At 63.5% G+C, this 23903-nt stretch carries 19 protein-coding genes, 1 rRNA gene and 1 pseudogene; 4 read left to right on the top strand and 17 right to left on the bottom strand.

All coding sequences use genetic code 11. The annotated features are described in order from the left end of the window. Positions 1 to 11: 11 nt before the first annotated feature. The 5 genes from BACI9J_RS13665 to rrf form a co-directional block, all read right to left on the bottom strand. Positions 12 to 824, bottom strand: coding sequence for a TlyA family RNA methyltransferase (locus BACI9J_RS13665; protein WP_159734858.1), 813 nt, complete (start codon positions 822 to 824; stop codon positions 12 to 14). 3 nt (positions 825 to 827) lie between these two features. Next, on the bottom strand, positions 828 to 1154 hold the full coding sequence (locus BACI9J_RS24365; RefSeq protein ID WP_236558691.1) for a hypothetical protein: 327 nt from the start codon (positions 1152 to 1154) through the stop codon (positions 828 to 830). Positions 1155 to 1163: 9 nt separating this feature from the next. Further along, complete coding sequence (locus BACI9J_RS13675) at positions 1164 to 2150, bottom strand: HAD-IIA family hydrolase (RefSeq protein ID WP_159734859.1); 987 nt, start codon at positions 2148 to 2150, stop codon at positions 1164 to 1166. Then, positions 2143 to 4125 (bottom strand): hypothetical protein, encoded by a 1983-nt coding sequence (locus tag BACI9J_RS13680; protein ID WP_159734860.1) that lies wholly within the window; start codon positions 4123 to 4125, stop codon positions 2143 to 2145. The genes BACI9J_RS13675 and BACI9J_RS13680 overlap by 8 nt, the downstream gene beginning before the upstream one ends. A gap of 344 nt (positions 4126 to 4469) precedes the next feature. Then, a 5S ribosomal RNA gene (gene rrf / locus BACI9J_RS13685) occupies positions 4470 to 4586 on the bottom strand. A gap of 1 nt (position 4587) precedes the next feature. On the opposite strand from rrf, the pseudogene BACI9J_RS13690 reads away from it, so the two are divergent. After that, positions 4588 to 5430 (top strand): annotated as a pseudogene (locus BACI9J_RS13690) (citrate/2-methylcitrate synthase); the annotation flags it as partial. A gap of 578 nt (positions 5431 to 6008) precedes the next feature. On the opposite strand, the gene tyrS reads toward BACI9J_RS13690, so the two are convergent. The 3 genes from tyrS to BACI9J_RS13705 form a co-directional block, all read right to left on the bottom strand. After that, the gene (tyrS, locus tag BACI9J_RS13695) at positions 6009 to 7319 is read right to left on the bottom strand and encodes a tyrosine--tRNA ligase (protein ID WP_159734861.1); all 1311 of its coding nucleotides are present in this window, start codon (positions 7317 to 7319) and stop codon (positions 6009 to 6011) included. A 38-nt stretch (positions 7320 to 7357) separates the two neighbouring features. Continuing rightward, complete coding sequence (locus tag BACI9J_RS13700) at positions 7358 to 9586, bottom strand: ATP-binding domain-containing protein (protein ID WP_159734862.1); 2229 nt, start codon at positions 9584 to 9586, stop codon at positions 7358 to 7360. A gap of 77 nt (positions 9587 to 9663) precedes the next feature. Then, complete coding sequence (locus BACI9J_RS13705; RefSeq protein ID WP_159734863.1) at positions 9664 to 10332, bottom strand: DNA-3-methyladenine glycosylase; 669 nt, start codon at positions 10330 to 10332, stop codon at positions 9664 to 9666. An 83-nt stretch (positions 10333 to 10415) separates the two neighbouring features. On the opposite strand from BACI9J_RS13705, the gene BACI9J_RS13710 reads away from it, so the two are divergent. Further along, positions 10416 to 11936: an AlkA N-terminal domain-containing protein gene (locus BACI9J_RS13710; RefSeq protein WP_159734864.1), complete on the top strand. Its 1521-nt coding sequence runs from the start codon at positions 10416 to 10418 to the stop codon at positions 11934 to 11936. 86 nt (positions 11937 to 12022) lie between these two features. On the opposite strand, the gene BACI9J_RS13715 is transcribed toward BACI9J_RS13710, so the two are convergent. The 9 genes from BACI9J_RS13715 to argC form a co-directional block, all read right to left on the bottom strand. After that, complete coding sequence (locus BACI9J_RS13715) at positions 12023 to 12760, bottom strand: maleylpyruvate isomerase family mycothiol-dependent enzyme (RefSeq protein ID WP_159734865.1); 738 nt, start codon at positions 12758 to 12760, stop codon at positions 12023 to 12025. A 68-nt stretch (positions 12761 to 12828) separates the two neighbouring features. Further along, a complete protein-coding gene (argH, locus tag BACI9J_RS13720; RefSeq protein ID WP_159734866.1) occupies positions 12829 to 14244 on the bottom strand; it encodes an argininosuccinate lyase in 1416 nt (471 codons plus the stop codon). Continuing rightward, positions 14241 to 15446, bottom strand: coding sequence for an argininosuccinate synthase (locus BACI9J_RS13725; RefSeq protein ID WP_159734867.1), 1206 nt, complete (start codon positions 15444 to 15446; stop codon positions 14241 to 14243). Before BACI9J_RS13725 ends, argH begins: the two co-directional genes overlap by 4 nt. A 71-nt stretch (positions 15447 to 15517) precedes the next feature. After that, positions 15518 to 16054, bottom strand: a complete 537-nt coding sequence (locus BACI9J_RS13730; protein WP_159734868.1) for an arginine repressor — start codon at positions 16052 to 16054, stop codon at positions 15518 to 15520. After that, the gene (argF, locus tag BACI9J_RS13735) at positions 16054 to 17058 is read right to left on the bottom strand and encodes an ornithine carbamoyltransferase (protein WP_159734869.1); all 1005 of its coding nucleotides are present in this window, start codon (positions 17056 to 17058) and stop codon (positions 16054 to 16056) included. The genes BACI9J_RS13730 and argF overlap by 1 nt, the downstream gene beginning before the upstream one ends. Then, on the bottom strand, positions 17055 to 18278 hold the full coding sequence (locus tag BACI9J_RS13740; protein WP_159736476.1) for an acetylornithine transaminase: 1224 nt from the start codon (positions 18276 to 18278) through the stop codon (positions 17055 to 17057). Before BACI9J_RS13740 ends, argF begins: the two co-directional genes overlap by 4 nt. A gap of 107 nt (positions 18279 to 18385) precedes the next feature. Then, positions 18386 to 19330 (bottom strand): acetylglutamate kinase, encoded by a 945-nt coding sequence (gene argB, locus BACI9J_RS13745; RefSeq protein WP_159734870.1) that lies wholly within the window; start codon positions 19328 to 19330, stop codon positions 18386 to 18388. A gap of 10 nt (positions 19331 to 19340) precedes the next feature. After that, positions 19341 to 20507: a bifunctional glutamate N-acetyltransferase/amino-acid acetyltransferase ArgJ gene (gene argJ / locus BACI9J_RS13750; RefSeq protein ID WP_159734871.1), complete on the bottom strand. Its 1167-nt coding sequence runs from the start codon at positions 20505 to 20507 to the stop codon at positions 19341 to 19343. Beyond that, positions 20504 to 21535 (bottom strand): N-acetyl-gamma-glutamyl-phosphate reductase, encoded by a 1032-nt coding sequence (argC, locus tag BACI9J_RS13755; protein WP_159734872.1) that lies wholly within the window; start codon positions 21533 to 21535, stop codon positions 20504 to 20506. The genes argJ and argC overlap by 4 nt, the downstream gene beginning before the upstream one ends. 167 nt (positions 21536 to 21702) lie before the next feature. Between argC and BACI9J_RS13760 the strand changes: the two genes are divergently transcribed. Both BACI9J_RS13760 and BACI9J_RS13765 read left to right on the top strand, forming a co-directional pair. Continuing rightward, a complete protein-coding gene (locus BACI9J_RS13760) occupies positions 21703 to 22791 on the top strand; it encodes a fatty acid desaturase family protein (protein WP_159734873.1) in 1089 nt (362 codons plus the stop codon). An 85-nt stretch (positions 22792 to 22876) separates the two neighbouring features. Next, on the top strand, positions 22877 to 23842 hold the full coding sequence (locus tag BACI9J_RS13765; RefSeq protein WP_159734874.1) for a quinone oxidoreductase family protein: 966 nt from the start codon (positions 22877 to 22879) through the stop codon (positions 23840 to 23842). The last annotated feature ends 61 nt before the right edge of the window (positions 23843 to 23903 follow it).

A 23903-nucleotide genomic window follows, 5' to 3' on the forward strand; every position in this document is an offset into this window, starting at 1 on the left:
GGATCTGCTTTCTAGTGGTTCGGCCAGAGTTTCTTGATCAACGCAGCAACGTCCTCGTCCCGCTCTTCGATCTTAGGCAACACCGTGGACATCCTGCGCTTCATCCACAGGAAGTATTCAACATTTCCGTCCTGGCCCGGAAGCGGACTGGCCGCCAGGTCCATAAGTTCAAGGCCGGCATCCACAGCGGCGTGGGCCACCTGGGCCACCGCCCGGCGTCGTTCATTCTCCGAAGACACCACGCCGGTTCGGCTGAGTCGCTCCTTGCCAACCTCGAACTGCGGCTTGACCATCATCACCATATCGCCGCCCGGCTCCGTGCATTGGGCCAGCGGCCACAGGACCAGCGTCAAGGAAATGAAGGACAAATCGGCCACCGTCAAAGCGGCCGGACCGCCGATCTGTTCCGGGGTCATATACCTGACGTTGAGGCCTTCATGGACGTCCACTTTGGGATCATCCCTCAGTTGCGGGACCAGCTGGCCGTGCCCCACGTCCACTGCCACCACTTGTGCGGCACCTTCCCTGAGGAGGACGTCAGTGAAACCGCCCGTGGAAGCCCCGGCGTCCAGGCACCGCCTTCCGGAAACCTCGACGCCGGGGAACGCCTTCAGCGCGCCGGCCAGCTTATGCCCGGCGCGGCTGACGTAAATGTCCTCCAAATGCGACTCAACAGCCAACTCCGTCTCCGCGTCCACTTGATGTGCGGCTTTGCTGAGGACCTGGCCTCCCGAGCTGACCTTGCCGTCGCTGATGAGTTTGGCGGCATGGGTACGTGACCTCGCCAGCCCACGGGTGACGAGTTCCTGATCAAGTCTTGGCATGCTTTAGCGCTCGCCTTCCGGGCGGGGGATGCTCTTAGGGTTTACCGGAAGCCCGGGTTCCGCGTCCAAAGCTTCCAACAGACCATCGTGGATGCGGGCGTACAGCTCTCCATGCTCCGGAACGGGCGACTCTCTGACTCCGTCCAGCAGGGCCAAGGCCCTGTCCACCAGGGGATCGCCTGTGGGACTCGGCGCGTCCGGCCACTGCACCGCAGGACCTTCCGGCTGTTCCGGCTGTTCCGGCTGTTCCGGCTGTTCCGGCTCAGGAGTTTCCGATTCAGAAGCTCCCGGCTCAGGACGTGAGGGCTCGGAATGTTGGGGCTCGGTCATCGCATCAGTCTAGTGATTGCGCCATTCCAACTGCGGGGCCCTTGCCACATCCGTGTCGGGAACTTCCGCCCACCAGGCAGCGCAAGCGGCGCGCCAAGAGTCGAGGTCGCCCTCGTCACCCGTGACGGTGACGGTACCGTTCCCGGCAACAGCCGAGGCTGCACCGCAACGGAACGTACCGTCGTCGTTGATGGCTCCCGGATACGGCGCGTATAGGCCCTCCAGGTCCGCCAAAAGGTAATCCGGACGTTCATCAGTCCGGGCGGCAAGGATGGTGTAGGTGGTGTCCACCCCGGTGAGGACGGCCGCCGTCGCAAATCCTGCACGGTTGCCGCCCAGGATGTCGGTGTCCAAACGGTCCCCCACAACCAACGGCCGATCGGACTGAAGCCGATTGGCCGCTGCGTGGAACAGAGGCGCTTCAGGCTTGCCCGCCACCAAGGGAGTCTTACCCGTGGCAGCCGCCACGGCGGCCACCAACGTTCCATTCCCCGGCGCCATCCCCCGGGCCTGCGGGATGGACATGTCCGTGTTGGTGGCGAACCACATGGCTCCCCCGGCCACCACATAAGATGCCTCAGCCAAATCCTTCCAACCAATCTCAGGGTTGAAGCCTTGGACTACGGCAACCGGGGACTCCGCTGCACTGTGCACCGGCTTAAGTCCTACTAATTCGATCTCATGGGCCAATGCTGCGCTGCCCGTGATGAGAACGTGCGCCCCCGTAGGCAGCATGGAAGCCATAAGCTCCCCTGCCGCCTGCGAGGAACTGACCACCTGATGGTCCTCCGCCGGGGCACCGAGCTCGCGCAGATGCGCGGCGACCTGGGCCGGGGTGCGCGAAGCATTATTAGTCACATACCCAAGGCCAACACCCACGGTTTGCAGCCGCTGCAACGCCTCCACAGCACCGGGGATGGCGTGTGGTCCTGCATAGACCACTCCATCCAGATCCGAAAGTACAGCATCAAAAGATGAGATCAGTGAATCAGCCATGCTGGGAGTCGGAGCCCTCGTTCTCGGTTTCTTCGTCCTTTACCTCTGTATCGACGTCAACTGAATCGTCTTCTTCTGCTGAATCGATGTCCGACTCTGCGTCGTCTGACTCGAAGTAATCCGACTCGGCATCATCAAGCTCAACCTCGTCATGCTCGACGTCCGCTGCCGCAGCCTCAACAATGACCGTTTCCGGCTTTACGACGTCGGCGTCCGGAGCCGGCTTCTCGAAGCGCGGCTTGCGAGCGGCTGCTTCTTCCTGCTCATCCCAGCCAAGGTCAAGGATTTCGGGTTCAGCAAAGTCGCCCACGCCCAAGGCATTCTCGGCTACGAGCGCCTGACGGGCCCACTTGTCCGCTTCCTCAGTACGACCCACCGCGGTCAAAGCTTCAGCATATGCGCGGAAGAGACGGGGGCTGTAGGAGAAGGCCCGGTTGAGGTCCAACTGCGGGATCTCAAGCTCACTCACGGCAGCATCAAACTGCTTGAGGTCTGCACGGGCACCTGAGGCAACAATCGCGAGCTCAACCTTGCCCGGAGCGTCAAGATCCTGGGCTTCGGGTGAACGGACCATGTCCAGTGCACGGTCGGGGCGGCCAAGGCCACGCTCGCAGTCTGCCATCACCGGCAAGTGCACGTTTGAACCACTGATGCGGCGGTACGTACGGAATTCACGCAGAGCCTCACCGTAGTGGCCTGCCGCGTAAGCCGTCAGGCCAACCGCCTCGCGTACCGCCGAAAGGCGTCCACCGCGGCGGCTTGCGGCAAGGGCGTGCTGGAAGGCGAGCTCAGGTTCGATGTCGATCAGACGGCCAGCCATGACCAGGTGCTTGGCAACCCACCCTGCGCTCTGTTCCTCGAGGGTCTTGATCTGGTGGCCCGTGGCGCGGTCGAGTTCCTTACCCGTGACGTCCTCATCAATTTCAGGTGAACGTTCGCGGTCAGGACGGTTGGCGCTACGGATGTCCTTGGCGTTGGGAACCCTGGCCGGACGTTCTTCCCACGAACCGCCACGGTCGTTGTTGAACGGACGACGCTCGTCACTGTCGCGGCGGGGACCATCGAAGTTCCGCGGACCGCGCTCGGGGCGGTCGCCGAAGGGCTTGCGGTCACCGCGGTCATTGTTGAACGGGCGACGGTCGCCACTGTCGCGGCGGGGACCATCGAAGTTCCGCGGACCGCGCTCGGGGCGGTCGCCGAAGGGCTTGCGGTCACCGCGGTCGTTGTTGAACGGACGACGCTCGCCATCACGGGCCGGACGATCGTTACGATCACCGAAGGGCTTGCGGTCACCGCGGTCGTTGTTGAACGGACGACGGTCATCACTGTCGCGGCGGGGACCATCGAAGTTCCGCGGTCCACGCTCGGGGCGGTCGCCGAAGGGCTTGCGGTCACCGCGGTCGCCGCCGAAGGAACGACGCTCGCCATCACGAGCCGGACGATCGTTACGATCGCCGAAGGGCTTGCGGTCACCGCGGTCGTTGTTGAACGGACGACGGTCGCCATCACGAGCCGGACGATCGTTACGATCACCGAAGGGCTTGCGGTCACCGCGGTCGTTGTTGAACGGACGACGGTCGCCATCACGAGCCGGACGGTCATTACGATCACCGAAGGGCTTGCGGTCACCGCGGTCGTTGTTGAACGGACGACGATCATCACTGTCGCGGCGGGGAGCATCGAAGTTCCGCGGTCCGCGCTCGGGGCGATCACCGAAGGGCTTGCGGTCACCGCGGTCATTGTTGAACGGACCACGCTCGCCATCACGAGCGGGACGATCGTTACGGTCATTGTTGAAGGGACGACGCTCGCCATCACGAGCTGGACGATCATTGCCGTCCCGGTTCTCCCTGGAACGGAACCCGCGGGGGTCTCCGCCGGAATTGTTGTTGGGGCGGTACGAACCGCGGTCGTCCCGGTTCCCTCCGAAGTTTCCGCGATTGCCGCCGCGATTGCCGCCGTTGTGCTCAGCCATGGTGGATTCCTCCTGTTGCGAGCCGACCACTGGCGCGTGCGTAGTCGCTCATAACCCTTATTTCGTTGTCACGCCGCCGGCAGCGCTCAGCTACCGACTCGTATGTCTGATTCAATTCTATTCGACCCACACTCAGCGACCGAACGCCGAAGACAGCTTTCGGGTGTCCCGTGGCAAGTCTCACAACAGCGCAAGGTGTCCAGGTATCCCCTACCGGTGGCTCTGTCATCAAGCCGGAGGACAGTCTCAACAGCAATATTGACTACGCAAATTGGTGTCTTCCGGTTTTGGTTGTTAAATGCGGGGAGCCCCGACCGTGTGGTCGGGGCTTCCCGTTAATGGTTGTCCGGCGGTGTCCTACTCTCCCACACCCTCCCGGGTGCAGTACCATCGGCGCTGTGGGTCTTAGCTTCCGGGTTCGGAATGGGACCGGGCGTTTCCCCCACGCTATGACCGCCGTAAACGGCTGCCTCCGTGCTCGGCGCCCGGCACGAACTGGCCGAGGATTCCTCGCCCGAGGCAAACATGAAGAAGGCAATCGACCTCTGGGCTGCCATGCCCGCAGTGGTCGCCTACGACCAACGCCGCCGTCGTGGCCAGGAACCAGTAGAAGCCCGAGAGGACCTGGACTACTCGGCGAACTTCCTGTGGATGACCTTCGGCGAAGAGCAGGTCCCTGAAGTGGTGGAGGCATTCAACGTCTCCATGATTCTGTACGCCGAGCACTCCTTCAACGCCTCCACTTTCACCGCCCGTGTGGTCACCTCCACGCTCTCTGACCTGCACTCAGCGGTGACCGCCGCGATCGGCGCTTTGAAGGGTCCGCTGCACGGCGGCGCCAACGAAGCTGTGATGCACACCTTCGATGAGATCGGCATCCGCAGCGAAGAATCCCTCGAAGAAGCCGCCACCCGTGCCAAGGCATGGATGGAAGAGGCCCTGGCTCAGAAGAAGAAGGTCATGGGCTTCGGACACCGGGTGTACAAGCACGGCGACTCCCGCGTGCCCACCATGAAAGCCGCCTTGGACAAGATGATCGCCCACTACGGCCGGCCTGAACTCCTGGGCCTCTACAACGGACTGGAACAGGCCATGGACGAGGCCAAAGCCATCAAGCCCAACCTCGACTACCCGGCCGGCCCCACGTACCACCTCATGGGCTTCGACACCCAAACGTTCACGCCGTTGTTCGTAGCCAGCCGCATTACCGGCTGGACCGCCCACGTCATGGAACAGGTAGCCTCCAACTCGTTGATCCGCCCGTTGAGCGAATACAACGGACCCGAAGAGCGGCACGTCCCCTAGCTCGTCGGGTCACCCAACCGAGATGCACGACGCCGGGCCGGTCACCGAAAGGCGACCGGCCCGGCGTCGTACTTTCTGCTCACTTNGGAAAACAACCCCACAACCCCCCAAAACCACCCCAAAAACCCACCAACAACTTCCCGTGAAGCCCATCACACAACCAACCACCCACACACCCGCCCCCAAACCCAAACCCCAAACCCAACCACCGCCGTCGAACCCTTAAACCACAACGCTCCCCCACCAAAAGTGAGAGAGCGTCCAGACCAAACCCGAGGGAAATGAGCGAGCGTCGACAACAAGCCCGAGGGACCTGCACGAGCGTCCAGACCAAACCCGAGGGAAGTGAGCGAGCGTCGGAAGGGGCGGTCATCCGGCAGCGCGCGTCCAAGGGAAGAATGACCGAGCGCGCAGAGGATGACCGCCGCCCTCAACACAGGCTGCCGCCACCACAGCCCAGACGCCACCGCCGCCCTCAACCACCGGCGGCAACCTCTGCACTCGGAAGCACGTTGGAACGCAAAGGGCCGGCACCTGTGAAGGTGCCGGCCCTTTTGGAACGGAATGGAAACGAGAACCTAGGCTGTGACCTCAATGGTGGCCAGGTTCTTCTTGCCACGGCGAAGGAGCAAGTAGCGCCCGAGAAGCAGTTCATCGCGGGCAATGACGGCGTCGGGATCGGAAACCTTGGTGTTGTTCACGTATGCACCGCCTTCGCCAACTGTTCTACGAGCTGCCGATTTGCTGTCCGAAAGGCCCGAAGCGACCAGGAGGTCGATGATGCCGAGGCCGTCCGCACCGATCGTCGCGGAGGGAAGCTCGGCAGTGGCTGCTTCAAGAGTCCGCTCGTCCAATACGGTGAGGTCGCCGTTGCCGAAAAGTGCAGCCGAAGCGGCGATGACCTTTTCGGTAGCGTCGACTCCGTGCACCAGGGACGTCACTTCGAAGGCGAGCTTCTTCTGGCCTTCACGGGCAAACGGACGCTCTTCCACGGTCTGGCCAAGGGCTTCAATTTCGGCGCGGGACAGGAAGGTGAACACCTTCAGACGATCAACCACATCAGCATCAGCAGTGTTCAGCCAGAACTGGTAGAACGTGTACGGGCTGCACATGTCCGGGTCCAGCCAGATGGCGTTGCCTTCGCTCTTGCCGAACTTGGTGCCGTCGGAGTTGGTGATGAGCGGCGTACCCAGGGCATGCACGCTCTTGCCTTCCACCTTGCGGATCAGTTCGGTTCCACTGGTGAGGTTGCCCCACTGGTCCGAGCCACCGGTCTGCAGAGCGCAGCCGTAGTCGCGGAAGAGCTGAAGGTAGTCCATGCCCTGGAGGATCTGGTAGCTGAACTCCGTGTAACTGATGCCTTCGTCGGAGTTCAGCCGCGACGCGACGGCATCCTTGCGGAGCATGGTGCCAACGCGGAAGTGCTTGCCGATTTCCCGAAGGAAATCGATCGCGCTCAGGGGTGCAGTCCAGTCGAGGTTGTTCACCATGCGGGCAGAATTTTCGCCCTCAAAGCTGAGGAAGCGGCGCACCTGGCCCTGAAGGTAGCCAACCCACTCAGCAACCGTGTCCTTGGTGTTCAAGGTGCGTTCCGCCGTCGGACGCGGGTCGCCGATCAGGCCGGTGGAGCCGCCAACCAAACCCAGCGGCTTGTGCCCGGCAAGCTGCAGTCGACGCATCACCAGCAGCTGCACCAAGTTGCCCAGGTGCAGCGATGGCGCCGTGGGATCGAAGCCACAGTAATACGTGATCGGGTCCCCGGCGAGCAGTTTTTCCAGTTCAGTTTCATCAGTGGAAACGTGGACCAGGCCGCGCCATTTGAGCTCCTGCCAGACGTTGGCAAAGGCGGGATCGTTGTGCTGGGACTCGAGGTTGTTTACGTGTGACACGAGATCTAAGTTAGCACCGGTTGAAGGGTCCAATTTTCTTAGCGCTCGATGCCGGCGGGCACCGGTGCGGCTGCGATGAGGCGCAGACGCTGCGTTGCCCGGGTCATGGCGACGTAGAGGTCGCCCACCTTACCGTGCTCGTGGTTCAACATGGCGGCCGGTTCCAGGACCACAACGCCGTCGAATTCCAGGCCCTTGGCTTCCTTGGGGCTGATCACCACGATGTCTTGTTGGTAGCTGCCTGCGCCGCTGCCGATGCGGCGTCCGTAGACCTCGCGCAGCGCGGCGGTGGCCTGCGGCAGCAATGGTCCGTCGGCGATGACAGCCAGCAGGCCGCCGTCGATCGCTTCCACTTCCTCCGGCAGGACTTCAACCAGGCGCCTGACGATTTCACCCTCGGCCACATGGTCCACAACGGGCGACCATTTGCCTTCGCGGACGGCCTTGGGGGCCGAGACAACCAGGCCGGCGCGGTTGGCCATTCGGACAGCAGCTTCGGCGATCTGCGAGGGCGTGCGGTAGTTGACGGTGAGTTCTTCCAGCGTCCAGCGGTCACCGAACGACGGCGCCAGTGCGCTCTGCCACGAGTTCGCACCGGCCGCTGCACTCGTTTGGGCGATGTCGCCCACAATCGTGAAGGACTTCAGCGGGCAACGCCGCACCAGAAGCCGCCATTGCATGGGCGAGAGTTCCTGTGCCTCGTCAACCACGATGTGCCCGAACGCCCAGGACCGGTCGCTCGTGGCACGTTCGGCAGCGGTCAGCCGACCTTCACGTTCCTGGTTCTGCTCGGCAAGTTCTTCAGCCGTGACCAGCACATCCACGCCCATCGCTTCCATGTTGGCGAGGGTCTGCTTCGCGTTGGCCAGATCGCGGGCGCGGTCGGCTTCCTGCTGGGCCAGTCCCCTGCCGGCGGCCGGATCCAGCTCACCCAGCAACTCTGCAGCCTCGTCCAGCAGCGGAACATCTGCTTCGGTCCACGGCGCATCCACCGGACGCTGCAGCAGGGCGCGCTGTTCCGGGGTCAGGTGCGGGGTGCAGGCTTCCAGGATGGCCGGCTTGCTGAAGAGCTCAGAGATGAGCTTCTCAGGCGTCATCGGCATCCAGCAGAGATTCAGCGCAATGCGCACGTCACGGGCGGAACGAACATCTTCTGCCAAGTAGGCGCGATCAGCGTTGTTGCCAATGTTGCCTTCCTCCACGAGGTCCGTCAGCTGTTCGGTGAGCTCACGCAGGAGAATCTTGACGAACGTGAGCCGCGCTTCGTTGTGTGGCTTTCCCGTGGCCCGGGCCTTTTCCCGGGCTCGGCGTACCTGACGTACTGACAGTGTCAGCTTCCGCGAATCCACTTCGAGGATGCGGTCCTCCGCAGGTGTCCGCTGCCGGTTGGCCACGGCGTTAGCCACCACGGTTGCCATGTCCAGCTTGCCTTTGAGGGCGGCAACATCGGCATCTTCCTCGGGGATGGCGTTGATGCCGGGCATGAGGCGTCCGAGGCTGGCCATGACCACTCCGGTCTCACCGAGGGACGGCAGCACGCGCTCGATGTAGTGCATGAAGGACGACGACGGCCCCACGAGCAGGACACCGGCGCTCTTGAGCCGCTCGCGGTGCGTATACAACAGGTAAGCGGCGCGGTGCAGGGCCACGGCCGTTTTGCCTGTTCCGGGACCGCCTTGGACTACCAACGCGCCCGAAATGGAGGAACGGATGATCCGGTCCTGCTCGGACTGAATGGTGCCCACGATGTCCGACATCCGGCCGGTGCGCTTGGAATTGAGCGCGGCCAGCAGCGCGCCTTCGCCCTGGAGGGAGTCGTTGTCAGCAAGCATCCCGGCGTCCAGGACGTCGTCTTCAATCGCTTTCACGTCGCGCCCCTGCAGGATCAGGTGGCGACGACGGCGCACGCCTTGGCGGTCGAACGCGGTGGCTTGGTAGAAGTGCCCGGCTTCCGGGGCGCGCCAGTCGACCATAAGACGCTGCAGATCGGCAGTTGAGAGCCCGATGCGGCCGATGTACTGCGCCTCGCCGGAGTCGAGGTCGAGGCGGCCGAAGACCAGGCGGTCATCGACGGCGTCGAGCTGGGCCAGGCGGTCTTCGTACAGCGCCGCGAAGGCGTCCCGCTCTGAGACGTTCTGCATGGTTCCCACCGCGCCGGCCTTGCGCACCTGCGCCAGCTGGGCGCGCTTTTCAGCGCGCAGCTCATCGAGCCGGGCGTACAGCCCGGCAACATATTCCTGCTCGTGGACCAAATCAGCGTCGTGCATCGAACCGTAACCCCTATCGCAAAAGACAGACCGTCCATTCTACAGCGATTTTGGTAAACGTGTGGGGTCGGTGAACGTCACACGGCAGTGTTACGGGTCCTGGGCCTGGCTGCCTTGTACTTGGACACCGTGGGATCGTCTTCAATCCAAAAGCGCCACGGGTATTCAGTGCTTCCTCCCGGACCGGCAACGCCCACCCGTGGTCCGCTGGCGACGGCAGCTGCGGGGGTCGCCGGCAACCATAAGCCAAAGGGTGGGGCGAGCGCGTCACGTCCAGTGTCCGCCGTCGTGAGTCCCAATGCGGAGGCGAGCCGGGCAGGTCCGCTCGCCAGATCCTTGTGGGCCTTGGATGCCGGCCTGCGAAGGGCGGCCAGCCCCTCCCCGTCCACAATTTCGCCGGCCCGGAGGAGCAATGCTGACGCTGATCCATCGGGACCGCAGACTATGTTGGCGCAGTAGTGCATGCCATAAGTGAAGTAGACATAAAGGAATCCCGGCGGTCCGAACATGGGCGCGTTCCGGGCGGTGGGTCCACCAAAGGTGTGAGAGCCGGGGTCCGGGTGTTCTGAATCGCGCGGTCCCATATACGCCTCAACCTCGGTAAGCCTCACCGAAACGGGACCGGCCTCCGAGTGATGAGTCAGGACCGCACCAAGTAACTGCGGGGCGATGATCCGGGGATCGCCCTCGAGGAATCTGCGTACCTCGGCCGGTTTGCTGACTTCGTTGGGAATGGACGAACTCATGACCAGACACTAGCAAGAAACCCACTAACGGCCATGTCCGATTTCCGCTAGCACGGGCTTCGCGCGGCTGGCAGGATGAAGGCATGGACTTCTGGCAGCGCTACCGGGCAATCGACGCACGGGATACCCGGTTCGACGGTCAATTCTTCACAGCCGTCAGCTCCACCGGCATCTACTGCCGGCCATCGTGCCCGGCCCGCACGCCCAAGGCTGCCAACGTCACCTTCTATGAAACGTCCGCAGCTGCCCACGAAGCCGGCTACCGCGCCTGCAAGCGATGCCTGCCCGAGGCTGTCCCGGGAACGCCGGCATGGAATATTCGCTCCGACATCGCCGGCCGCGCCATGAGGCTGATCAACGACGGCGTGATCACACGCGAGGGCGTCGACGGCCTCGCACACCGCCTCGGCTACTCCGCCCGTCAACTCAACCGCATCCTGAGCAACGAGCTCGGCGCCGGTCCATTGTCGCTGGCGCGGGCAAGCAGGGCACAAACAGCCAGGACCCTGCTGGTCTCCACTGACATGTTGCTGGCCGACGTTGCCTTCGCATCCGGATTCAACAGCGTGCGGCAATTCAACGACACCATCGGCGAGGTTTTTGCGATGACGCCGACGGCGGTGCGGGCCAGCGGTGCGAAGGCCGGCACTCGCCGGGTTACCGGCGCTTCCGGGCGGGCCCCGGTGGCGCTGACGCTGAACCTGCCCTACAGGGAACCCTTCGATCCGGGCATCTTCGATTTCCTGGCAGTTCGAGCGGTGGCCGGCATCGAGTCAGCGGGAATGGAAGCGACCGGCACCTCGACCGATGGAACCGAGTCCTACGGACGCCGGACCTATGCCCGTACCCTGCGCTTACCGCGGGGCAGCGCCTCCTTCTCAGTCTCCTACGATCCCTCAGCTACCGGGAAACCGCTGCAACTCACGGCCACCGCCTTGGACCTTCACGACCTCCCGGCACTGTTGAGCAGGGTCCGGAGGTTGTTCGACTCGGACGCCGATCCCCAGGCAATCGATGCGGCCCTGGCAACGGATCCGCGGCTGAGGGACAGCGTCGCCGCGACTCCGGGGATGCGGGTTCCCGGGGCTGTGGATCCCCACGAACTGCTCATCCGGGCCATGATCGGACAACAGATAACCGTGGCTGCTGCCCGGACCGCCCTCACCCAATTGTCCGCAGCCGGCTCCCCCGTGGATGGCCCGGGGCCGGGCTTGGAGCGCTTGTTCCCGACGGCGGTTGAGCTCGCCGAACACGGCCGCGCCCTTCTCCGTGGGCCACAACGGCGGATCGACTCCATCGTGGCCGCGGCCGAAGCCATGGCCTGCGGAACACTTGATTTCGGCTACGGCGACGACCTGCCAGGCCTTGAGCGGAAGCTGCTTCCCCTACCGGGCGTGGGGCCGTGGACTGTTGGCTACGTGGCAATGCGCGTCCTCGGGGCCCCCGATGTGTTCCTGGCCAATGACGCCGCGGTCCGGAACGGCTTGAAGGCCCTGCCGGCGGGCGCCGGGCTCAGCCCGGACTTCACCGAGGTGGGCCCGTGGCGTTCATACGCAACCATGCACCTGTGGCGGGCAGCAGCGACGAAGAGCAAGGGCAAATAACGCGGGACGTGAGCGAGCGACCAGCTCAAACACGCGGGACGTGAGCGAGCGACCAGCTCAAACACGCGGGACGTGAGCGTGCGATGTCAGCGGGGCGCGGGTTGGGGTGCCGGCCAGGGCAGGAGCTCCGGCAGATCTACTCCATCAGCGGCTGCGGTGGCACGCAGGCTTCCAAGGTTGGGCTCGCGGCCGGCAAGCCACGCGGCGATGTCGGTCAGCATGCCGGTGATGGCAATGGAGGTCCCGCCGTTACCGATGCTCAGTTGCGGCAGTCCCGTGGGTTGCAGGACAAATTTGTAGGAATCAGGAACGCGTGCGGCGAGGAACCCGATCAGGTGTTCGCAGAACGGCCGGCTCCAGGTCTCCGGTCCGAAGCCCAAACCCAGATCAGAGGCATGGATGGTCAGTTCGCGCCACAGCGCCAGCCCGCCGTCGAACACGGTCCCGTCCCGGTAGGCGATGCGCGCTTGCCAATCGTCCGGTCCCAAACTGTCAAAAGCAGCGACCGCCGCATCCACGGCAGCGGTAACAGCCTCAGTATGTTTGGCGAGGCTGTGTCCAGCGGCAAGTTCTATAGCCTTGTTACGGCCGTCCATGCCGCCGTCGTACAGTTCCACGGTTTCGCCGCGCCGGGCGAATTCGAGCTGCCGCGTCATGGCGTTGGAGATGCCCGTCAGGTGGGCCAGGACGTGGCCCCGAGTCCAGCTTGGAAGCTTCGACTGTTCAGCAACGGATGAGTCGTCCAGTTTGGCAAGGAGGCGGGTGACGGTGCCGGCGGCTTTGTGAAGCTCTGCGGGCAACGCCTCAGGGGTGATCTGAGTCATAGCGCCATGCTAACGCACGCTTAAACGCCTGTGGGACAGCACGTGGTGTGCCGTCCCACAGGAGCGTTTTAGCCTGCGTAAGACCGTACTGCGTCCAGTTCCGCTTCCAAGGCAAGCAACTGGCGTTCGACGGCGGCCGGGGCCGTTCCGCCCTGCGAGTTGCGGCTGTTGAGCGAACCTTTGGTGCTGAGGACGCTGCGGACCTCGGGAGTCAGGTGCTCCGAGATTGCTGCGTATTCCTCGTCCGTCAGGTCCCACAGCTCCACGCCACGGCCCTCGGCCTGCTTGACGGCAGCACCGGAGAGCTCGTGAGCCTCACGGAACGGAACCCCTTGGCGGACGAGCCATTCGGCAATGTCCGTGGCCAACGCGAAGCCCTGCGGAGCAAGGGACTCCATGCGCTCAGTGTTGAACTTCAGCGTGGCGATCATCCCGGACACGGCCGGAAGCAACAGCTCCAGGGTGTCTGCGGCGTCGAAAACCGGTTCCTTGTCTTCCTGCAGATCGCGGTTGTACGCCAGCGGCAGTCCCTTGAGCGTCGCGAGCAGCCCGGTTAGGTTACCAATGAGGCGGCCTGCCTTGCCGCGGGCGAGTTCGGCAACGTCCGGGTTCTTCTTCTGCGGCATGATCGAAGACCCCGTGGAGTACGAGTCATGCAGCGTGACGAAGGAGAACTCCTTGGTTGCCCAGAAGATGACTTCCTCGGAGATCCTGGACAGGTCCACGCCAATCATGGAACATACCCAGGCGAACTCGGCAAAGACATCGCGCGAGGCGGTGCCGTCGATCGAGTTGTGGACGGCCGAGAAGAAGCCCAGATCAGCGGCAACAGCCTCAGGGTCCAAGCCGAGGGACGAACCAGCCAACGCACCCGAACCATACGGCGAAACACCTGCGCGCTTGTCCCAGTCCTGGAGACGCTGAACGTCGCGCAGTAAAGCCCAGGCATGGGCCAGCAAGTGGTGGCTCAGCAACACAGGCTGGGCGTGCTGCAGGTGCGTCCGTCCCGGCATGGCTACTCCGTGGTGGGCCTTGGCCTGCTCGACGAGGGCGTCGATGGTGGCAAGAACACCGCTGGCGATGATCCGGGCGTGGTCGCGTAGGAACATGCGGCCAAGGGTGGCCACCTGATCGTTCCGGGAACGGCCTGCACGGAGCTTGCCACCCAGCTGGGTTCCGGCGCGCTCGATCAGGCCACGTTCCAAGGAACCGTGCACGTCCTCGTCGCTCTCAGCCGGCAGGTAGGCACCGCTCGCGACGTCCTCGTCCAGCTGGGTGAGGGCGGCGAGCATGCCTTTCAGTTCGGCGTCGTCCAACAGTCCGGCCTTTGCCAGCACGCGGGCGTGCGCTTTGGAACCGGCGATGTCGTAGCGGGCAAGCCGCCAGTCAAAGTGGGTGGACTTGCTCAGAGCAGCCAGCGCATCCGCGGGGCCGCCGGCGAACCGGCCGCCCCACAGAGCACCTTCGTTTGTGGCGCTTGTCATTCGCCGGCAACCCGCAGGTCGCGGCCGGAGGCAACCTTGGAGGACATGCCCCACAGTTCGATGAAGCCGCGTGCCATGGACTGGTCGAAGGTGTCACCGGTGTCGTAGGTGGCGAGGTCGAAGTCATACAGCGAGGTCTCCGAGCGGCGACCATTGACGATTGCCTGGCCACCGTGGAGAACCATGCGGATGTCACCGGAAACATACTGCTGGGTGTCTTCGATGAAGGCATCCAAGGAGCGCTTGAGCGGGGAGAACCACTGACCGTCGTACACCAGTTCGGACCAGCGCTGGCCCACAGTGGCCTTGAAGCGGGCCTGCTCGCGCTCGATGGTGATGTCCTCGAGGTGCTTGTGCGCGGTGATCAGCGCCATGGCACCCGGAGCTTCGTAGATTTCGCGGGACTTGATGCCAACAAGGCGGTCCTCCACGACGTCGATGCGGCCGACGCCCTGGGCACCTGCACGGCGGTTCAGTTCCTGGATGGCCTGCAGCGGGGTGACCTTCACGCCATCGATGGCTACCGGCACGCCGGCCTGGAAGGAAATGGTGACCTCATCCGGTGCCGGGGGGAATTCCGGGGTAGCGGTGTAGTCGTAGATGTCCTTGGTGGGCGCGTTCCAGATGTCCTCAAGGTAACCGGTCTCGACGGCGCGTCCCCAGACGTTCTGGTCGATCGAGTACGGGTTCTTCTTTGTGGTTTCGATCGGCAGTCCCTTTTCCTCGGCGAAGGCGATGGCCTTGTCGCGGGTCAGGGCGAGGTCGCGAACAGGTGCGATGCACTTCAAGTCCGGGCCGAGGGTCTGGATGCCGACTTCAAAGCGGACTTGGTCGTTGCCCTTGCCGGTGCAGCCGTGGGCAACCGTGGTGGCGCCGAATTCACGGGCAGCCTTCACGAGGTGCTTGACGATCACCGGGCGGGAGATGGCCGAGACCAGCGGGTAGTGGCCCTGGTAGAGGGCGTTCGCCTTCAGGGTGGGCATGGCGTACTCGTTGGCGAACTCATCACGGGCGTCGGCCACGTAAGCCTCGACGGCGCCGCAACCGAGGGCGCGCTGGCGGATGGTCTCCAGGGACTCGCCGCCCTGTCCGACGTCCACGGCCACGGCGATGACCTCGGCGCCGGTGGCTTCACCGATCCAGCCGATGGCTACGGAAGTATCAAGGCCACCGGAGTAGGCCAGAACAATGCGCTCAGTCACGAGAGTGCTCCTTTGTTGTTGCTTGGTTCATTCGAATCAATGCTGTGTGAATCAATGCTGAAAAAGATCAATTAGTTGCCAGGCCCGGCTTCTTCGGCCATGCGCAGGAAACGCGCCGCCAGTTCAGCCCCGCCATCAGGATCCCGTGCGACCAGCAGCAAAGTGTCGTCGCCTGCGATCGTACCCAATACTGACGGCATCACCGAGTGGTCCACCGCCAGGGCCAGGAAGTTGGCAGCTCCGGGCGGGGTGCGGAGCACCACGATGTTGCCCGAAGCTTCTGCGGTGACCAGGAGTTCGCCACAAAGCCGGGCCAGCCGCGCGTCCAGGATTTCCTGAGTCACGCCGCTCTTGGCGTTGCGGTCGCCGCCTTCCCCTGGGACAGCGTAAACGAGGGCTCCCTCTTTGCCCCGGACCCGGACTGCGCCCAGTTCCACGAGGTCGCGGGACAACGTGGCTTGGGTGACCATGACGCCGTCGTCCGCCAACAGAGCTGCAAGCTCTGCCTGGGAACGCACGGACTCACCAGTCAGGATCGCCGTGATGCGCGCCTGGCGGGCAGTCTTGGTGGCCGGGCTGGCGCCCGGGACGGACGGGTTGGTGGACACTAGAACGTGCTCTCTCCGGTACCCTCTACCGGCGAGAGACCGTCTACAAAGGCCAGACCGGAGCGGTGCATCAGCCAAGCCATCAGGGCCTTCTGGGCGTGCAGGCGGTTCTCCGCCTCGTCCCAAACGATCGATTGCGGCCCGTCAATCACACCAGCAGAAATTTCATAGCCGCGGTATGCAGGGAGGCAATGAAGCACCACGGCGTCCGGTGCCGCCTGTGCCATGGCGGCCTCATCCACTGAGTAGTCGCGGAACAACTGCAGCCGGGCTTCCTTCTCAGCTTCCTGTCCCATGGAAACCCACGTGTCTGTTGCCACCACGTCTGCGCCTTTAAGGGCTTCAGCGGCGTCGCTGGTGATCAACACGGAACCGCCGGTCTCTGCAGCGCGTTCTTCCGCTGCAGCCACGATTTCCGGCGCCGGCAGGTAGCCCTCGGGGCCCGAGATGCGCACGTGCATTCCGGCCGTGACACCTGCCAGCAGGTAGGAGTTGGCCATATTGTTCGCGGCATCACCCAGGTACGCCATGCTCAACCCGGCTAGCTCGCCCTTGTGCTCTTTGACGGCCAGGAGGTCAGCCAGGAGTTGGCAAGGGTGGTAGTCATCGCACAGGGCATTGATGACGGGAACCTTGGAGTTTTCCGCCATGGCCACCAGGCCCGAATGCGCACCCGTCCGCCACACAATGGTGGAGACCATGCGCTCAAGGACCTTCGCGGTGTCCTCTACGGATTCTTTGTGGCCGATCTGCGCTTCACCGGGGTTGATGATCAGGGCATTGCCGCCCATATCCGCAATGCCGGTGGCAAAAGAAACACGCGTGCGGGTGGAGGTCTTGTCAAAGATCACGGCCACCGTTTTGCGGCCGTTGCCCTCCGCTGCGAAGGGCTGCACGCTGTAGGGCGCGGCCTTCATCCGGACTGCGAGTTCCAGGACCTCAGCCTGCTCGGCAGGGCTCAGGTCCGTATCCTTCAGGAAATGACGGGTGGTTGACGTGCTCACTGTGCGTCCTTAGCAGTCTGGGCGGTAGCCGTGGCTATCAAGGCGGGGAGAGCTTCCAGGAAGCGGTCCGCCTGATCGATGGTCAGGATCAGCGGAGGGGCGAGGCGGATGGTCCGCGGGCCCGGGCTGTTGATGATGAAGCCGGCATCCAAAGCAGCGGACACCATGGCGGGGGCGACGTCGGCGTTCACATCGAAACCAATCAGCAGACCCTCACCCCGGACTTCTGTAACAGCCTCGATCGCAGCCAGTCCCTCACGAAGGTGAGCGCCCACCGTCAGCACGTTGTGAAGCACACCCTGGCTTTCGATGGCGTGCAGCGTGGCCAGTGCGGCGGCCGTTGCCACCGGGTTCCCACCAAAAGTGGTGCCGTGCTGCCCTGCGGTGAGCAGGGCCGACGTCGCACTTCCGAAGGTGACCAAGGCACCCACCGGGAATCCGCCGCCAAGACCCTTGGCGAGCGTCACTGCGTCGGGAACAATTCCGGCGTCTTCGCTGGCGAGCCACTTGCCGGTGCGGCCGATGCCGGTCTGTACCTCGTCCAGGATCAACAGCGCGCCGGCCGCGGTGGTAGCTTCACGGGCTGCCTGCAGGTATTCGGCGCTCAGGGGCCGTACACCCGCTTCGCCCTGAATGGGCTCCAGGAAAACAGCTGCGGTGGAATCGTCGACGGCGGCACGCAAGGCCTCGATGTCACCGAACGGAAGGTGGACCACACCACCGGGCAGTGGTTCGAACGGCGCACGGTAAGCCTCTTTGGCTGTGAGCGCCAAAGCACCCATGGTCCGGCCGTGGAAGGCACCCTCCAGCGCGATGATCTTGGTGCGCTTACCGCCGTCATTGTTTCGGCGGGCCAGCTTGAACGCAGCCTCGTTGGCTTCAGTACCGGAGTTGGCAAAGAACACCTTGGAACCTGCAGGTGCGTTGGAGATGGCCAGTAGTTTTTCTGCGAGCGCGATCTGCGTGGGGCTCGTGAAGAAGTTGGAGACGTGCCCCAGCGTAGCCAGCTGGCTGGAAATCACCGACGTGACAAAGGGGTGCGCGTGGCCCAGGGCATTCACTGCAATGCCGCCGAGGAGATCCAGGTATTCCTTGCCGTCAGCATCCCACACCAGGCAACCCGCACCACGCACCAGAACCCGCTGCGGAGTGCCAAAGACACCCATGAGTGAGGACGAGTAACGGGCAAGCCACTCCGCGCCATTACTCACTCCAGTCATGACGGAAGCTTTGGCCTCCGATCCGGCGATGGACCCCCGGGTGTGGTCGGGCACCGCGAAGCGGGCGGGGGGTCCATCGCCGGTCGGGTTGAGGCCAACAGTTTCGCTCATGCGTTCACTTCCTCGTCGGGTACTACTTGGGTGCCGATGCCCGCTGTTGTGAAGGTTTCCAGCAACATGGAGTGGGCCAGGCGGCCGTCCACTATGTGTGCGCGTTCCACGCCTTCATCGATTGCCTTGAGGCAGGCGGCCATCTTGGGGATCATCCCGGATTCGAGTTTGGGCAGCATTGCGCGAAGTTCTGTTGCCGTCAACGAGGAAATCAGCGATGATTTGTCCGGCCAGTTGGCGTACAGGCCCTCGACGTCGGTCAGGATGACGAGCTTGCTGGCACCCAAGGCCGAAGCGACGGCAGCGGCCGCGGTATCGGCGTTGACGTTGAGGACTTGACCCGTCGTAGGACCGGAGCCGGTTCCGTCGTCGAGAATTTCGGGGGCTACCGTTGAGATCACCGGAATACGGCCGGCGTCGAGAATGTCTGTGATGCCGTCGGGATCCACGCCCACTACTTCACCCACCAGGCCGAGGTCCACCTCTTCGCCATCAACCACGGTTCCGGTGCGAACGGCGCGCAGGAGGCCGCCGTCTTCCCCGGACATGCCCACGGCGTAGGGACCATGCGAGTTAATCAGGCCTACCAGTTCGCGGCCCACCTGGCCGGTGAGAACCATACGGACCACGTCCATGGCCTCGGGCGTAGTGACGCGGAGGCCGCCCTTGAACTCGGATTCGATGCCAAGCCTCCCCAGCATCGCGTTGATCTGGGGTCCGCCGCCATGGACCACCACGGGATGGATGCCTACATGGTGGAGGAACACGATGTCCTCCGCGAAGGCACGGCGGAGGTCCTCGTTGACCATGGCGTTTCCGCCGTACTTGATCACCATGGTGGTGCCGGCAAAACGTTGGATCCAAGGCAGGGCTTCAATCAGGGTGCCGGCTTTGTCCTGGGCGTCGCTCATCGAGTTCGTTTCGCGGGTGTGCGCAGTCATTGTCATCCGCTCAGCTCGAGTATGCGCTGTTCTCGTGCACGTAATCGTGCGTGAGGTCATTGGTCCAAATGGTGGCCTCGGCGTCCCCGGCCTGCAGGTCGATTTCGACCAAAACTTCGCGCGGTTCCAAGTCCACCAGATTGCGGTCATCGCCGATTGCGCCGTTACGGCAAATCTGCACACCGTTCATGGCGACGTTGAGCTGGTCCGCCTCGAAGACGGCGTCAGTGGTTCCCACGGCGGAGAGTACGCGACCCCAATTGGGGTCCTTGCCGAAGATCGCGGCCTTGAAGAGGTTGGAGCGAGCAACACTGCGGCTGACGATTTCAGCGTCGCGCTCACTGGCGGCATTGAAGGTACGGATAGCGATGTCGTGGCTGGCGCCCTCGGCATCCCCGATGAGCTTGCGTGCCAGTTCCGCGCAAACGTTGGTGACCGCCTCGCTCAACTGCTCGGCAGAAGGCAGAGCCTCGGAGGCCCCTGATGCCAGCAGCACTACGGTGTCGTTGGTGGACATGCAGCCGTCCGAGTCCGCCCGGTCAAAGGTGACCCGCGTGGCGTCGCGAAGGACGACGTCGAGCTCGTTGGCCGGAACCTCGGCGTCTGTAGTCAGAACCACCAGCATCGTCGCCAGCCCGGGCGCCAACATGCCGGCACCCTTGGCGATGCCTCCCACGGTGAACTGCTTGCCCTGGGCGTCCGTGCCGGTGAACACGGCTTGCTTGGAAACACTGTCCGTGGTCATGATCGCTGTGGCAGCCGCAGAGCCACCATCCTCGGACAGTTCGCGGAAAGCAGCCTCGACGCCAGGCAGAATCTTGTCCATGGGCAACTGCTCACCGATCAGCCCGGTTGAGCACACCACGACGTCCGAAGCTGAGACTCCCAGCACGTCTGCCACTTTCTCGGCGGTGGCGTGGGTGTTCTGGAAACCCTGCGGACCGGTGCAGGCGTTGGCCCCTCCGGAGTTCAGGACCACGGCATCCACACGGCCGTCGCTGACTACTTGGCGAGACCAGTGAACCGGGGCAGCAGCCACTCGATTGGAGGTAAAGACCGCAGCTGCGGACTTCTGAGGTCCGTCATTGACTACCAGGGCCAGGTCCGGGTTGCCCGAGGCTTTGATGCCGGCTTTGATGCCGGCGGCGCGGAATCCCTTGGGGGCGGTAATGGTCACGGTGCAACTCCCTGCAGGTTCAGGCCGGCGGTTTCGTCCAGGCCGAGAGCAATGTTCATGGACTGCACGGCTCCGCCGGCGGTCCCCTTGGTGAGGTTGTCGATGGCGCACGTGACAATCACGCGGCCGGTGTGGGAGTCAAAGGCCAACTGCATCACAGCGTGGTTGGAGCCCTGAACCGACTTGGTGGTGGGCCACTGGCCTTCCGGGAGAAGGTGCACGAACGGTTCGTCGTCGTAGGCATCCGCCCAGGCCTGGCGAAGTTCGGCTTCGGTCACACCGTGCCCCACTTTGGCCGTGGCCGTGGTGAGGATGCCCCGGCTCATCGGGGCCAGCGTGGGAGTGAAGGACACCGTGACGGGCTCCCCGGCAGCATTGGACAGGCCCTGTTCGATTTCCGGCGTGTGGCGATGACCGCCACCCACGCCGTAGGGGCTCATGGAACCCATGACCTCACTGCCAATCAGATTGACCTTGGCAGCCTTGCCGGCACCGGAGGTCCCGGAGGCGGCGACAATCACGACGTCGTCAGTCAGGAGCAGATTGTTGGCGAACCCGGGCGTCAGCGCCAGCAGGGCCGACGTCGGGTAGCACCCGGGAACGGCGATGCGCGTTGCACCCTTCAGCGCTTCACGTTGGCCCGGGAGTTCCGGAAGACCATAGGGCCAGGTACCCGCGTGGGCAGAACCGTAGAACTTTTCCCACGCCGCGGAGTCCTCCAAGCGGTGGTCGGCGCCGGCGTCGATCACTACAGTCCCCTCCGGCAACTGTGCAGCGATCTCAGCTGAAGCACCGTGCGGCAACGCCAGGAACACGACGTCATGGCCGGACAAGTTCTCCACCGTGGTCTCTTCCAGAATCCGGCTGGCCAAACCGTGGAGATGAGGCTGCAACTCCCCTAGTCTGGAACCGGCGTTGCTGTGAGCTGTGATGGCACCGATGGTGACATCCGGGTGGCCTGCCAGCAGACGCAGCACTTCTCCCCCGGCGTAGCCGCTGGCACCTGAGACCGCAACAGAAATAGTCATGACTCCACTGTACAGCAAGAATATTCACGCTGTCCGATATTTATGCATGCGGTTGTGAGAAGTCTCATTATTTTGGAGATTAGCCGTATGCTTAGTGGAGGGTGATCCAGACCGTGCAGTCCGAACGTCGGCTGCAGCGTTGCCCGTTAGCGATACGGGGCACATTTATGTCACCCACGTCCACCGCTGAGCGCCCCAAAGCTCGCGCAATTCAACCAAATCCCGTCGTCCAGAGCTACTCGGAGCTCCTCAAGAGCGTCAAAGCAGCAGGACTCCTCGAACGCCGTAGCGGCTTCTACATCTGGGTCTTCGTGGCTTTGGTGCTTCTCATGGCAGGCACCTGGCTGGGCTTCGCACTGATCGGCGAGTCCTGGTACCAGCTCCTGATCGCAGCAGCCGTTGGCATTCTGTGCACGCAGCTCAGCTTCCTTGCCCACGAGGCAGGCCACAAGCAGATCTTTGCTTCGCGCCGGGCCAATGACTGGTCCGCCCGCCTTCTTGCCACCGGAGTTGCCGGCATCAGCTACTCCTGGTGGGAACAGAAGCACGGAGCCCACCACAACCACCCCAACGTCATCTCCAAGGATCCGGACATCCGGAACAATGCCTTGGTGTTCTACGAAGACGCTGCAGCCGAGCGTAAAGGCCGCCTGGCTTTCCTCACCAAGAAGCAGGGCTGGTTCTTCTTCCCGCTCCTGACCCTCCTGGGCTTGAGCCTGCAGTTCGACTCCCTTCGCTTTGTCTTCGGCAAGCAAAAAGTACGCCACCGCTGGGTAGAGACGCCCATCCTGGTCACCAGGCTTGCCGCCCTCCCGGTTCTGGCGTTCACCTTCCTGCCCATTGGAATGGCATTCGCCTTCCTGGGTGTACAGATTATGGTTTACGGCTTCTACATGGGTGCCTCGTTCGCCCCGAACCACAAGGGCATGCCTGTCCTCCCCAAGGACAGCCGGGTGGACTTCCTCAACCGCCAGATCCTCACCTCGCGGAATATCTCCGGTGGCATCTTCATGGACTTCCTCCTGGGTGGACTGAACCGTCAGGTGGAGCACCACTTGTTCCCGGACATGGCTCGTCCCCACTTGTACAAGGCCACAAAAATCGTGCGCGAGTTCTGCGCCAAGCACTCCATCACCTATACGGAAACCACGCTGATGCAGTCCTACGGGATCGTAGTCAGATACCTCAATGACGTAGGCCTGGCAGCAGGCCGCGGCTTCGACTGCCCCGTCGCTTCGACGCACGGACGCTTCTAGGCGTTCACCACCAGAGGCCCCAACCTCCCTAGGATGGATTCTGAAACCGGGCACCGGAAGGACCGCCCCGGAGTGAGGAGCCACCATGACGCACGCCATCGTTGCACAGCAGCCCGGAGGACCTGAGGTCCTCGAGTACGCCTCTGTGGAAATACCGAAGCCTGGCCCCGGCCAGCTGTTGATCAAGGTCGCAGCTGCCGGGGTCAACTTCATTGAGACCTACCAACGCAACGGCACGTACAAAGTGGAATACCCTTTCACCCCGGGCGCCGAAGCTGCCGGCACAGTGGAGGCGGTGGGCGAAGGCGTCGAGGAATTCCGGATCGGCCAACGCATTGCCACGGCCGAGGGTTCCCGCACGTACGCGGAGTACGCCCTCGTGGAGGCGGGCAAGGCACTTCCGGTTCCTGACGGCGTCGACGACCACACTGCCGCAGCTTTGCCACTGCAGGGCATCACCGCTCACTATTTGATGAACTCATCGTTCCGGGTAGAGCCGGGCCACACTGTTCTGCTCCACGCAGGTGCAGGTGGCGTTGGTCTGCTGCTGACGCAACTGCTGAAGGCCCGCGGAGCCCGTGTGATCACTACCGTGTCCTCGGATGAAAAAGCGGATCTGTCCACCCTGGCCGGCGCCGATGAAGTCCTGCGCTACGAAGGTTTCGCTGACCGGGTCCGGGAGCTGACCGACGGCGAGGGCGTCAACGTGGTGTACGACGGCGTCGGCAAGGACACCTTTGACGATTCCCTGAAGAGCCTGCGAATCCGTGGCGCCATGGTGCTCTTCGGTGCCGCTTCCGGCCCCGTGCCGCCTTTCGATCCCCAGCGTTTGAACGCGGCGGGATCACTGACGCTGACCAGGCCAACCATGGCGCACTTCGTTCAGAATGCCCAGGAACGCCGGTGGCGTTCCGCGGAAATTTTCGACGCCGCCGCCAACGGCACTCTCGCTGTCAGGGTAGGTGCCACGTATCCGCTCGCGGAAGCCGCCCAAGCGCACAGGGACCTTGAAGGCCGCCGGACCACCGGAAAAGTACTGCTGGTTCCCTGATCGCTTATTGAACGCCATATGTGCAAAAAGCGAATTGCAGGTCAACAAGGCGTGACTGCCA

It is taken from the genome of Arthrobacter sp. 9V, assembly GCF_902506065.1.
GTDB lineage: Bacteria > Actinomycetota > Actinomycetes > Actinomycetales > Micrococcaceae > Arthrobacter.